This window comes from Streptomyces sp. NPDC126503, assembly GCF_040302405.1.
Taxonomy (GTDB): domain Bacteria; phylum Actinomycetota; class Actinomycetes; order Streptomycetales; family Streptomycetaceae; genus Streptomyces; species Streptomyces gulbargensis.
This window is the reverse complement of record NZ_JBEORS010000002.1, coordinates 474,926-486,772: the sequence shown is the minus strand read 5'-3', so window position 1 is coordinate 486,772 and position 11,847 is coordinate 474,926. Positions and strand designations below refer to the sequence as shown.

The following is an 11,847-nucleotide window of genomic DNA, read 5'->3' as shown; positions in this document are numbered from 1 at the left end:
CCGCCGCCGCCACGGCCACCGAGCGGCTGCGGATCGGCACCCTCGTCACCTCGCCGAACTCCCGGCCCCCGGCCGTACCACCGCTCGGACCGGCCGTGCGCGGCCGGTCCGTACCGGTCAGACCGTCTCGGCGACCTTGGCGGCCCCGCCGCCCGTCCCCTCCGGCTCGGCGGGCTTCCGCTCCGCGGCGGCCGGTCCGGCGCCCCGCAGCGCCACCTCCTTGACGAAGAAGGCGAGGACGAAGCCGAGGACGGCGACGGCCGAGCCGACCAGGAAGGCGGAGTGGGTGCCCGCGGCCACCGCGTGCTGGTAGGCCTCACGCACCGCCTCCGGCAGCTTGGCCAGGCTCGCCGCGTCGAGCTGGGCGGTCCGTTCGGTGAGCGCGGAGCCGCCGCGCGCCGCCATCTCGTCCTGGACGCGGCTCGTGAACAGCGTGCCCATGATCGCGACGCCGAAGGAGGAGCCGAGGGTCCGGAAGAGGGTGGTGGAGCTGGACGCGACGCCCATGTCCTTCATCTCGACGCTGTTCTGCGCGACGAGCATCGTGATCTGCATGAGGAAACCCATGCCGGCGCCGAGGAGCGCCATGTGGACGCCGGACACGAGGCGGGAGGTGCCGGTGTCCATCTGGGCCAGCAGGAAGAGGCCGATCACCATGAGGGCGCCGCCCACGACGGGGAAGGCCTTGTACTTGCCGGTGCTGGTGGTGAAGCGGCCGACGAGCAGCGAGACGACCATCATCGACAGCAGCATCGGCAGGAGCAGCAGACCGGAGTTGGTCGCGGAGGCGCCCTGCACGGACTGCTGGAAGATCGGCAGGTAGAGGACCGCGCCGAACATCACGAACCCGGTGATGAAGCCGATGAGGGACATGAGGGTGAAGTTGCGGCTGCGGAAGATGTGCAGCGGCATGATCGGGTCGCTCGCCCGGGTCTCCACGTACAGGAAGACGGCGAGGGCGGCGACACCGGCGACGGAGAGGCCGACGATGGTGGCCGAACCCCACGCGTACTCCGTGCCGCCCCAGGTGGTGACGAGGACGATCGCGGTGATGCCGACGGTCAGCAGGCCCGCGCCGAGGAAGTCGATCCGGGTGCCGGTCGCGCGCCGCTTCTTCGGCAGGTGCAGCACGGCCGTGACCATGGCGAGGGCGACGACGCCGAGCGGCAGGTTGATGTAGAAGGACCAGCGCCAGCCCCAGTGGTCGGTGATGGTGCCGCCGACGAGCGGGCCGCCGATCATGGCGAAGGCCATGACGCCGGCCATCATGCCCTGGTACCTGCCGCGCTCGCGGGGCGGGATGAGGTCGCCGATGATCGCCATCACGCCGACCATGAGACCGCCGGCGCCGAGGCCCTGGACGGTGCGGAAGCCGATGAGCTGGCCCATGTCCTGGGCCATGCCGCTGAGCGCCGAACCGATCAGGAAGATCACGATCGAGACGAGGAAGACGCCCTTGCGGCCGAACATGTCGCCGAGCTTGCCCCAGATCGGGGTGGAGGCGGCGGTGGCCAGCGTGTAGGCGGTGACGACCCAGGAGAGGTGCTCCAGACCGCCCAGCTCGCCGACGATCGTCGGCATGGCGGTGCCGATGATCATGTTGTCCAGCATCGCGAGCAGCATCGCGATCATCAGGGCGAGGAGGACGACGCGGACGCTGCGCTGTTTCCTCTCCCCCTCCCCGGGAGTCTGGGGTTTCTTCGGTTCGGTGGTGACCATGTCGTTCCCTTACTTGCCGCCCGGCTAGTTACTACACTGGGGGACGGTAGACCCGCACTAGCCGGGCGTCAAGTAAGTTTCCGCGAGAGGGAGCAGACCCATGGCCCGAGGCAACACCCGCCAGCGCATCCAGGACGTGGCCCTCGAACTCTTCGCCGAGCAGGGATACGAGAAGACCTCGCTGCGCGAGATCGCGGAACGCCTCGACGTCACCAAGGCCGCGCTGTACTACCACTTCAAGACCAAGGAAGACATCCTGATCGGCATCTTCCAGGACCTCACCCGGCCCATGGACGAGCTGATCGAGTGGGCGGGCACCCAGCCGCGCACCCTGGAGACCAAGCGGGAGATCCTGCGCCGCTACCAGCGGGCGCTGCTCGCCGCGACCCCGCTGTTCCGCTTCATGCAGGAGAACCAGGCCACCGTGAGCCAGCTCAGCATCGGCCTGACCTTCAAGGAGCGCATGATCACGCTGACCGGCCTCGTCCAGGAGCCGGACTTCACGATGACGGACAAGGTCCGCTCCATCAGCGCGATCTTCACCCTGCACGCGGGCACGTTCTTCATGCAGAACGTCGAGGGCGACCCCGAGGAGAAGCACGAAGCCGTCCTCGAGGTCGCCCTCGATCTGATCGGGCAGGCCTACCGGGCCTGACGGACCCGTTCGGGTCAGATGGTGACGCCGTGGGCGCGCAGGAAGGCGGCCGGGTTCACGGCGGAACCGTAGTTCGGGGTCGTACGGATCTCGAAGTGAAGGTGCGGGCCGGAGGAGTTGCCGGTGTTGCCCGAGAGGGCGATCTGCTGACCGGCGGCGACCTTCTGGCCGATCCGGACCTTGATCTTCGACAGGTGCGCGTACTGCGAGTACGTGCCGTTGGCGTGCTTCACGACGATCGCGTTGCCGTACGCGGGGCCGTCGCCGCCGCCGTACGGGCCGGCCTTCACGACGGTGCCGAAGCCGGCGGCCTTGACCGGGGTGCCGACCGGGACGGCGAAGTCCTGGCCGGAGTGCTTGTGTGCCCACATGGCGCCGCCCTGGTTGTAACTGGCGGACAGCGTGTAGGAGCTGACGGGCTTGACCCAGGCGGCCTTCTTGGCGGCCTTCTTCACGGGCGTGGCGGCCTTGGCCTTCACAGCGGCGGCCTTGATCTGGGCCGCCTTGACCTGCGCCGCCTTCGCCTGCGCCGCCGCGGCCTTCACCTGGGCGGCGACCTGGGCCTGGGCATCGGCCTGGGCGGCGACCGCGGCGGACGCGGTCACGGCGGCCGGGGCGGCGGCCTTGCCCTCGGCGGCGAAGGCGGACCCGGCTCCGGCCACCATCGTCGCTCCCAGACCCGCGGCGGCGAGGGCGACGGCGGAGACACGGGCAGCGGGGTTCATGACGCGCTTCGACATACGGGGGAAAACCTCCGGGACGTACGGGACCCGGCGCGAACGGTGCGGCGCGCCGGGCTTGCTCATCCTTGGTAACCCGACTCCCAGGCCATCCCAAAACACCCCATCTACGACATCACGTCGTAGCGATCTCCCCCGGAATACCGCTCTTGACACCCCTGGATCACCCGCATGGAAACGGACATTTACGCCCAAGTTTCAGGGGTTTAGCCGCACGTCACCCCCCGGACCGCAGGCCCGGGACCGGCCCCGGCACGGGTTCCACGCCTCCCCGCCCCCACCCCCCGATGGTTGATACCTGAACGTCCCGATTCAGCCCGAAACCACAGCACTAATCCGGCTAGTACCCTCCAAATCGCCTGTGCGCCTTGTCACCGCGCGACCCCCGCGAATGGGACCTGGGTCACGCGACGGGACCGCCTGAAACCCCCTCCGCCACTCGTCGCGCACCGGTAGCTTCCGGGCATGACAGAGATCGAACTCGCCGAAGCCGTCGAATCCGTACGCGACCAGCTCGTCACCGCCGCCACCCGCGCGGCCGGGCAGCCCCTCGCCTTCGAGGTGGGCGACATCGAAATGGAGTTCACCATCGAGCTCCGCAGGGAGGTCAAGGCCGGGGGCAAGGTCAAAGCCTGGGTCGTCGAGGCCGGCACGGACGCCTCGCACATCCGCGGCGAAACGCACCGAGTCACCTTCACTCTCAAGCCTCGGAACGTGGCGACGGGCGGCAGCTGGCTCGTCGGGAACGAGAACGAGGCGGACCTGTCAGGGTTCGGTGGGCATCCCGAAGTGGACGGGACACAGTGACGGTCGTCCGCAGCGTCGTTCTGGTTCAGGGCAAACACCAGGGCAGCGGCGTCCTCGTGGCTCCCGACCTGGTGCTCACCAGCGCCCATGTTCTCGGAGGCGTCTACCAGGCCACGGTCATACCGGCGCTCCGGCCTCCGAGCCGGTCGCAGGTGATCTGGTCGGACGAGCAGCTCGACGCCGCGTTGCTACGCAGTCCCGCTCGCCTCGGGCCGGCGCCCAGGTTGAGTGCCATCGCCACCGATCGTCCGGTCCCCGGCTGTGAAATTTTGGGGTTTCCCCACATCCAGAGGTACGACGGGCAGAAACCCGACCTCGATCAGTTCACCGGCACCGCTCTGCCCATGGCCGGCCTCCTCCGCCGCGTTCTGACCATCGAACTGGACGGGCCGCCCTCGACAGCCGCTGAGGACGGTCCATCACCGCTTGCCGGCCTGTCGGGGGCCCCCGTTTTCGCGAACAACAGCCTCATCGGCATAGTGCGGGCCGTTCCACGGGGACGCGGACACCGCCGACTGGAATGCGTGCCCCTCCAGGCCGTCCTCGCGAGGGCGGACGCCCAGGCCTTGATGGCCCCCCACACCTCCCTCACCCCCGTCACGGGCACCCACAGCCATGATCAGCCGTACGAGGAGGATTACGGGGAGGCCATCGGTTCCATCTATCGCCGCACCCGGATTTTCGGCCTCGACGAGCTCGGCAAACGCGCCTCCGAGTGGGACCTCGACACGGCCTACCTCTCCCTGGAGGCCACCACCCGGGAGCCGGACGCCGTCGCTGTGCCGCAGCGCATCGATGATCTGCTCGCCTCCCGTCCCCGGGTCCTGTTGCGCGGCGACGCCGGGGCCGGAAAGACCACGCTCGTCTGGTGGCTCGCCGCCCACGCCGCCGCCGGGACGCTCGGCCGGAACCTCGCCGAGCTCAACGGCCTCGTCCCCTTCGTCGTACCGCTGCGTACACTCCGCGCACAGGGGGCCGGCTACCCCTCCCCCGCCGAGCTGCCCAGCGTCGCCGGGCTGATGGTCGACCCGGCGCCCGACGGCTGGGCGGGCCGGGTACTGGCCGCCGGGCGGGGCCTGCTCCTGGTCGACGGGCTCGACGAGGTCCCGGGCGACGAGCGCGAGGCCGCGCACGCGTGGCTCTCCAGGCTGCTGGCCCGCTACCCGCGGACACGCTGCGTCGCGACCGTACGGCCCTTCGCCGTCGCCCCCGACTGGCTGGGCTCGGAACGGTTCGAGGAGCTGACCCTCCTCCCCCTCCGGGACTCCGACATCCAGGCTTTCGTCCACGCCTGGCACGAGGCCGCGCGGCTGGACGCGGACGGCGACGCACACGAGAACCTGACGGAGCTGGAACACGACCTGGCTCAGCAGTTCCGCCACAACCCGACCCTTGCGGACCTCGCCCGAACCCCGCTCCTCTGCGCGGTCATCTGCGCCCTGCACAGACTGCGGGAGGGCTTCCTCCCCGAGACTCGGTGGGAGCTCTACCGCTCCGCACTCCAGATGCTGCTCGGCGTCCGGGACGAGCGGCGCCGGATCGACGCGCCCGACGGCATCCGCATGTCGGTGGAGGAGCACTCCCAGCTCCTCCAACGGCTCGCAGCCTGGCTCGTACGGGGCGGCCAGACCGAGTTCACCCGCGAACAGGCCCTACGGCAATTGGCTCGCGCTCTGCCGGGCATGCCGAGGGTCACAGGCCAAGGCAGTCCTGAGGAGATCCTCACCCACCTGCTGAACCGGAGCGGCCTGCTCCAGGAGCGCACGGACGACGTCTTCCACTTCGCGCACCGCACCTTTCAGGACTTCCTGGCCGCCAAGGAGCTGGTCGAGGACGACCAGCTAGCGGAAGCCCTCCGCCACGCCCACGACCAGCAGTGGCACGACGTCCTCCTGCTGGCCGCGGGCCACTGCACCCGCCGCGATCTCCCGATTCTGGTGGAGGGCCTCCTCGCGGCCGGCTCGGCCACGAGGAAGCGGGACCTCAAGACGACGCTGTACGTCCTCGCCGCCCTGGCGGCCCAGCACGCGGCCTGGTTGGACGGGAGCCTGCACACGCGGGTACGAAAGGCGGTGAAGTCGGTGATCCCTCCGCGGAGCCCTGATCAGATGACATCGCTGCTCCGCCTGGGCGGATACGTGCTACCGCTACTGCCGGGACCCGCGGACGTGGCGAACGACGCCGTAGAAGCGGTGACGACCCTGATCGCGTTGATCGGCGGACGGGAAGCCCTGCCGTACGCCCGCGCCTTCGCGGAGGCGGGAGAAGCCGACAGGTTCGCCAGCTACTGGCTCTCCTTCCCGCCGGAGGCCTTCGCCCGGGAGGTGCTGTCCCATCTGGCACGCCTGGAACCGGTGCTCATCAGCAGCGTCCAACAACTGCGACTCCTTGCCGACCTACCCGACATCGATGCCGTGATCCTGGTGGGCCCGCTCCCCTGTGAAGAGATCACCCGGTATCTGGGGGACCGGCCTCTGCGACACCTCGCGATCGCCTTCAATCACCTCATGACGGCCGACGTGCTGCGCTCACTCGATTGCTCCCAGCTCCGGCACGTGCAGATCAGCGACTGTCTCCAACTGACCGATCTGACCCCGTTCATCGGTCTGCCGGCCGTCCGGGTGTCGGTCGCGGGCATGACCCGCAAGGACATCATCGGCGCCGACGCCCTGGGGGACCGCCTCACCGTCGGGTGACCCTGCCGAAAGGGGCGGCCCCGGAACCGAATGGTTCCGGGGCCGCCCCTTGGGGCCTCAGGCGCCAGGCCTTACGCGTCCTTCGAGAGGTTCGGGCCCGTGCCGCCCGCCGTCACCGGGGGGACGTCCGGGAGGGCCGCCTTCTCCTCGCCGCGGAAGGTGAACTTGCGCTCCTCGCCCTCGCCCTCCGTGTCGACCACCACGATGTGACCGGGACGCAGGTCGCCGAAGAGGATCTTCTCCGACAGCGTGTCCTCGATCTCGCGCTGGATCGTCCGGCGGAGCGGACGGGCGCCGAGCACCGGGTCGTAACCCTTCTTGGCGAGCAGCTCCTTCGCGGACTGGGAGAGCTCGATGCCCATGTCCCGGTCCTTCAGGCGCTCGTCGACGCGGGTGATCATCAGGTCGACGATCTGGAGGATGTCGTCCTGCGTCAGCTGCGGGAAGACGATGACGTCGTCCACACGGTTGAGGAACTCCGGGCGGAAGTGCTGCTTCAGCTCGTCGCTGACCTTCGCCTTCATCCGCTCGTAGTTGGACTTCGTGTCGCCCTGGGCCGCGAAGCCGAGGTTGAAGCCCTTCGAGATGTCCCTGGTCCCGAGGTTGGTCGTCATGATGATGACCGTGTTCTTGAAGTCCACGACCCGGCCCTGGGAGTCGGTCAGGCGACCGTCCTCCAGGATCTGGAGAAGGGAATTGAAGATATCGGGGTGGGCCTTCTCGACCTCGTCGAAGAGGACGACCGAGAACGGCTTCCGGCGCACCTTCTCGGTGAGCTGGCCGCCCTCTTCGTAGCCGACGTATCCGGGCGGCGAACCGAAGAGGCGGGAAACCGTGTGCTTCTCGCTGAACTCCGACATGTCGAGGGAGATCATCGCGTCCTCGTCGCCGAAGAGGAATTCGGCGAGCGCCTTGGACAGCTCGGTCTTACCGACGCCGGACGGGCCGGCGAAGATGAACGAGCCACCGGGGCGCTTCGGGTCCTTCAGACCCGCACGGGTGCGGCGGATCGCCCGGGACAGACCGATGACGGCGTCCTTCTGGCCGATGACGCGCTTGTGGAGCTCGTCCTCCATGCGGAGCAGACGCGAGGACTCCTCCTCGGTCAGCTTGAAGACCGGGATGCCGGTGGCGGTCGCGAGGACCTCGGCGATCAGCTCGCCGTCGACCTCGGCGACGACGTCCATGTCGCCGGCCTTCCACTCCTTCTCCCGCTTGGCCTTCGCCGCGAGGAGCTGCTTCTCCTTGTCGCGCAGGGACGCGGCCTTCTCGAAGTCCTGCGAGTCGATCGCGGACTCCTTGTCCCGGCGGACGGAGGCGATCTTCTCGTCGAACTCGCGGAGGTCCGGCGGCGCGGTCATCCGGCGGATGCGCATCCGGGAGCCGGCCTCGTCGATCAGGTCGATCGCCTTGTCCGGCAGGAAGCGGTCCGAGATGTACCGGTCGGCCAGGGTCGCGGCCTGGACGAGGGCCTCGTCCGTGATGGAGACCCGGTGGTGGGCCTCGTACCGGTCGCGCAGACCCTTGAGGATCTCGATGGTGTGCGGCAGCGACGGCTCGGCGACCTGGATGGGCTGGAAGCGGCGCTCGAGGGCCGCGTCCTTCTCCAGGTACTTCCGGTACTCGTCGAGGGTGGTGGCACCGATGGTCTGGAGCTCACCGCGAGCCAGCATCGGCTTGAGGATGCTGGCGGCGTCGATCGCGCCCTCGGCGGCGCCCGCACCCACGAGGGTGTGGAGCTCGTCGATGAACAGGATGATGTCGCCGCGGGTGCGGATCTCCTTGAGGACCTTCTTCAGGCGCTCCTCGAAGTCACCGCGGTAGCGGGAGCCGGCGACCAGCGCGCCGAGGTCCAGGGTGTAGAGGTGCTTGTCCTTGAGGGTCTCGGGCACCTCGCCCTTGACGATCGCCTGCGCCAGACCCTCGACGACGGCGGTCTTGCCGACGCCGGGCTCGCCGATGAGGACCGGGTTGTTCTTGGTCCGGCGGGACAGCACCTGCATGACCCGCTCGATCTCCTTCTCGCGCCCGATGACCGGGTCGAGCTTGGATTCGCGGGCCGCCTGGGTGAGGTTGCGGCCGAACTGGTCGAGCACCAGGGACGTCGAGGGCGTGCCCTCGGCAGGGCCGCCGGCGGTGGCGGCTTCCTTGCCCTGGTAGCCGGACAGCAGCTGGATGACCTGCTGCCGGACCCGGTTGAGATCGGCGCCCAGCTTCACGAGGACCTGGGCGGCGACGCCCTCGCCCTCGCGGATCAGGCCGAGCAGGATGTGCTCGGTGCCGATGTAGTTGTGGCCGAGCTGGAGGGCCTCCCGGAGCGACAGCTCCAGGACCTTCTTGGCACGAGGGGTGAAGGGGATGTGCCCGGACGGGGCCTGCTGGCCCTGGCCGATGATCTCCTCCACCTGCTGGCGGACCGCCTCGAGCGAAATCCCGAGGCTCTCCAGGGCCTTAGCGGCGACACCCTCACCCTCGTGGATAAGGCCCAGAAGGATGTGCTCGGTGCCGATGTAGTTGTGGTTGAGCATCCGGGCTTCTTCCTGAGCCAGGACGACAACCCGCCGCGCGCGGTCGGTGAACCTCTCGAACATCGTTAATCGCTCCTCAGAGCGGTCAGTCAGTTAGGGGTCGATCCCCTCCCTGTCCTTCCGCAGCTTAGTCCCGCAAGCGGGGACCGCTCATTCCAACTGCCGACATCCGTCCGGATCACCCCCTTGTCCGCGGGGAGACCTGCTGCCGAACAGCCGACAAATGCTCCAACCCGATGGTGCGAGACGATGTTCCCGCAGGCCAAGCAGTTACCCGCGCCATCAGTACGCCGATGGCGAACGTGAGACGCCCAAGCCCGCGAGTCGCCCCTCTCCCACTAGGAATGTCTTACCCGTAAGGACTGACACTCCATGCGGCGCACCCCGGTTCCCTCCGCTACCAGCGAACACCCTTGCGCCGACGAATGCACCCGTACGCCCCATCCCGGACACGGGGAGCGTCCGGGGGTGAACTCGGGGTGGCCGCCGGAAGGTCTCCGGGACTTCCCCGAGTCCCCCGCCGGGACTTCCCGAGGTCCGGCGGGCGTAACCGAGGGGGGCGCCCGCCCGTTGCCCGGGCATGGCCTTCACCGTCCCCTCCCCGCGCCCGCCGATCGACGCCGATCCGGCCCGGTGGTACGAGCGGGAGCTCGGCTGGGCGACGGAGCCCGGGCCGCCCGTGCGGCTCGTCACGGGGCTCCGCTTCGACGTCCTGGAGCTGCCGGCCGCGGCCGGCCGGACCGTGCTGCGCCGGGTGGGCGCGGCGACCGGTCCGGTGGCCCTGGCGGGCCGGCGGATGCGGCTGCTGGTGGCCGCGGGGAGCGCGGAGGAGCTCCCGGGACTGCTCGACTGGCTGGAGTGGGGCGGGATCGCGCTGGACCTCGCCGCCCTGGGCGCCGGCGGCCGGATGACCGCGCCCCCTCCCCCGGGGTGGGGCGGCCCCGGCGCGCCGGGCGCCGCCGTGTGGCTGCGGGCCCCGCTGCCGGGCCGCGAGGTGGAGTCCTCACTGCCGGCCCTGCGGTCCGCCCCCTGGGGCGATGAGGGTGCCCCGTGTCTGGTGCGTCTCGTGGCCGCCGCCGCGGCGGAGTGCCACCGGGTGCGGCTGCTGAGTGCCCGGGCCCGGAGGCCGGCGGCTCAGCAGCTTCTCCCTCAGCGGTTCGCGTCCTCGTAGGCCGCCTTGATCTCGGCGGGCACGCGGCCGCGATCGTTGATGTTCAGCCCCTGCTCCTTGGCCCAGGCGCGGATCTTCGCGGTGTCGGGGTTGCCCGCCGCGACGGTGCGGCCCTTGCCGCGCCCGCCGGTGGTGCGGCCACCGGTGCGGCGACCGCTCTTGGTGTACGGCTCGAGCAGGCCACGGAGCTTTTCCGCGTTGGCGGTGGTGAGGTCGATCTCGTAGGTCTTGCCGTCCAGCGCGAACGTCACGGTCTCGTCCGCCTCGACGCCGTCGAGGTCGTCGACAAGAAGGACCTGAACCTTCTGTGCCACCGGATTTCCTTTCATCGAAAATGCAGTACGCGGAAAGGAAACCGCTTTTCCCGGAAAAACACAAACCCCTGGGAGAGGTTCAGAACCCCGGCAACGCGGGAAACGTGCGCGATTCGGACATAGGGTTCCGGACCGGCTTGATCCCGGGGCAGAGCTCCGCTTGCCGGGAGTGCCTTGAGCCCGCCTTGAGCGGGTCCGCGATCACAGGTGCAGAAGCATCCGGCTGTTGCCCAAGGTGTTCGGCTTCACTCGTTCGAGACCGAGGAACTCGGCGACACCCTCGTCATAGGAACGGAGGAGCTCACTGTAGACATCTCCGTCCACCGGTGTCTCCCCGATCTCGACGAAGCCGTGCTTGGCGAAGAAGTCGACTTCGAAGGTCAGGCAGAATACCCGCCGGACCCCGAGCCACCGGGCGGTGTGCAACAACTTGTCGAGCACCTGATGCCCCACGCCGGCGCCCTTGAAGTCGGGATCGACGGCGAGAGTACGCACTTCCGCGAGGTCTTCCCACATCACGTGCAGGGCGCCGCAGCCGACAACGGTGGCGTCGTCGTCGCGTTCCGCGACCCAGAACTCCTGGATGTCCTCGTAAAGCGTCACCGTCGCCTTGTCGAGCAGGATGCCCCGGCGCACGTACGGATCGACGAGGCGCCGCACGGCGGCGACATCGCTGGTGCGGGCCCGGCGTACGGTGACGGCTTTCGCGGAAGGGCCCGGCGAGGACACGGGGCGTTCGGAAGGGGAAGGCGAAGGGGCCGGGGAAGCGGACGTCGACATGGGGGGACGCTATCGCTCCCGGCCTTCCGTCCCTTCGCCACCCTCCTCCGGCGCGGCGGGCGGCGGGTTGTCGCCCTGAACGATACGGAAGGCGTCGTTGAGCGCTTCTCGCTGCTCGGGGGACATCATCCCGAAGAAGGCGACGAGGGCGGCGGCGGGGTTGTCGCTGCGGGCCCAGGCCTCGTTCATCAGTGCGGCCGAGTAAGCGGCGCGAGTGGAGACCGCCGTATATCGATAGGCGCGGCCTTCGACTTCCCGGCGCACCCAGCCCTTCTGATGGAGATTGTCCATCACCGTCATGACGGTGGTGTAGGCGATGGAACGTTCCCGCTGGAGGTCTTCCAGGACTTCCCGGACGGTCACCGGCCGGTTCCATTGCCAGATGCGCGTCATCACCGCGTCTTCGAGTTCTCCCAAGGGGCGGGGCACAGGGCCAC

General features: G+C 69.2%; 10 protein-coding genes. 4 read left to right on the top strand and 6 right to left on the bottom strand.

Going from position 1 to position 11,847, the window contains the following annotated elements; genetic code table 11:
* Nucleotides 1–117: 117 nt before the first annotated feature.
* The gene (locus tag ABTY40_RS05080) at nucleotides 118–1,719 is read right to left on the bottom strand and encodes an MDR family MFS transporter (protein ID WP_352058202.1); all 1,602 of its coding nucleotides are present in this window, start codon (nucleotides 1,717–1,719) and stop codon (nucleotides 118–120) included.
* Nucleotides 1,720–1,819: 100 nt separating this feature from the next.
* Between ABTY40_RS05080 and ABTY40_RS05075 the strand changes: the two genes are divergently transcribed.
* A complete protein-coding gene (locus ABTY40_RS05075) occupies nucleotides 1,820–2,374 on the top strand; it encodes a TetR/AcrR family transcriptional regulator (protein ID WP_352058201.1) in 555 nt (184 codons plus the stop codon).
* A gap of 14 nt (nucleotides 2,375–2,388) precedes the next feature.
* On the opposite strand, the gene ABTY40_RS05070 is transcribed toward ABTY40_RS05075, so the two are convergent.
* A complete protein-coding gene (locus ABTY40_RS05070) occupies nucleotides 2,389–3,114 on the bottom strand; it encodes a M23 family metallopeptidase (RefSeq protein ID WP_352058200.1) in 726 nt (241 codons plus the stop codon).
* Nucleotides 3,115–3,579: 465 nt separating this feature from the next.
* On the opposite strand from ABTY40_RS05070, the gene ABTY40_RS05065 reads away from it, so the two are divergent.
* Together ABTY40_RS05065 and ABTY40_RS05060 are read left to right on the top strand one after the other, a co-directional pair.
* The gene (locus ABTY40_RS05065) at nucleotides 3,580–3,921 is read left to right on the top strand and encodes a trypco2 family protein (protein WP_352058199.1); all 342 of its coding nucleotides are present in this window, start codon (nucleotides 3,580–3,582) and stop codon (nucleotides 3,919–3,921) included.
* Nucleotides 3,918–6,617, top strand: a complete 2,700-nt coding sequence (locus tag ABTY40_RS05060) for an NACHT domain-containing protein (RefSeq protein ID WP_352058198.1) — start codon at nucleotides 3,918–3,920, stop codon at nucleotides 6,615–6,617. The genes ABTY40_RS05065 and ABTY40_RS05060 overlap by 4 nt, the downstream gene beginning before the upstream one ends.
* Nucleotides 6,618–6,688: 71 nt before the next feature.
* Here ABTY40_RS05060 and ABTY40_RS05055 read toward each other — a convergent pair whose 3' ends face one another.
* Complete coding sequence (locus tag ABTY40_RS05055) at nucleotides 6,689–9,208, bottom strand: ATP-dependent Clp protease ATP-binding subunit (protein ID WP_352058197.1); 2,520 nt, start codon at nucleotides 9,206–9,208, stop codon at nucleotides 6,689–6,691.
* Between the two features lie 517 nt (nucleotides 9,209–9,725).
* Between ABTY40_RS05055 and ABTY40_RS05050 the strand changes: the two genes are divergently transcribed.
* The gene (locus tag ABTY40_RS05050; protein ID WP_352058196.1) at nucleotides 9,726–10,316 is read left to right on the top strand and encodes an SCO3374 family protein; all 591 of its coding nucleotides are present in this window, start codon (nucleotides 9,726–9,728) and stop codon (nucleotides 10,314–10,316) included.
* Here ABTY40_RS05050 and ABTY40_RS05045 read toward each other — a convergent pair.
* The 3 genes from ABTY40_RS05045 to ABTY40_RS05035 all read right to left on the bottom strand — a co-directional run bounded on the left by ABTY40_RS05045 (nucleotide 10,295) and on the right by ABTY40_RS05035 (nucleotide 11,839).
* Nucleotides 10,295–10,630, bottom strand: coding sequence for a histone-like nucleoid-structuring protein Lsr2 (locus ABTY40_RS05045; protein WP_352058195.1), 336 nt, complete (start codon nucleotides 10,628–10,630; stop codon nucleotides 10,295–10,297). The two genes, ABTY40_RS05050 and ABTY40_RS05045, sit on opposite strands and share 22 nt — an antisense overlap.
* A gap of 201 nt (nucleotides 10,631–10,831) precedes the next feature.
* Nucleotides 10,832–11,410, bottom strand: coding sequence for an amino-acid N-acetyltransferase (locus ABTY40_RS05040; protein ID WP_352058194.1), 579 nt, complete (start codon nucleotides 11,408–11,410; stop codon nucleotides 10,832–10,834).
* 9 nt (nucleotides 11,411–11,419) lie between these two features.
* Complete coding sequence (locus tag ABTY40_RS05035) at nucleotides 11,420–11,839, bottom strand: BlaI/MecI/CopY family transcriptional regulator (protein WP_309053945.1); 420 nt, start codon at nucleotides 11,837–11,839, stop codon at nucleotides 11,420–11,422.
* Nucleotides 11,840–11,847 lie beyond the last annotated feature (8 nt).

Bases quoted from the DNA above. Each gene is read 5' to 3' on its own strand.
- ABTY40_RS05080 (WP_352058202.1), bottom strand. From the start codon at position 1,719: ATGGTCACCACCGAACCGAAGAAACCCCAGACTCCCGGGGAGGGGGAG.
- ABTY40_RS05075 (WP_352058201.1), top strand. From the start codon at position 1,820: ATGGCCCGAGGCAACACCCGCCAGCGCATCCAGGACGTGGCCCTCGAA.
- ABTY40_RS05070 (WP_352058200.1), bottom strand. From the start codon at position 3,114: ATGTCGAAGCGCGTCATGAACCCCGCTGCCCGTGTCTCCGCCGTCGCC.
- ABTY40_RS05065 (WP_352058199.1), top strand. From the start codon at position 3,580: ATGACAGAGATCGAACTCGCCGAAGCCGTCGAATCCGTACGCGACCAG.
- ABTY40_RS05055 (WP_352058197.1), bottom strand. From the start codon at position 9,208: ATGTTCGAGAGGTTCACCGACCGCGCGCGGCGGGTTGTCGTCCTGGCT.
- ABTY40_RS05050 (WP_352058196.1), top strand. From the start codon at position 9,726: ATGGCCTTCACCGTCCCCTCCCCGCGCCCGCCGATCGACGCCGATCCG.
- ABTY40_RS05040 (WP_352058194.1), bottom strand. From the start codon at position 11,410: ATGTCGACGTCCGCTTCCCCGGCCCCTTCGCCTTCCCCTTCCGAACGC.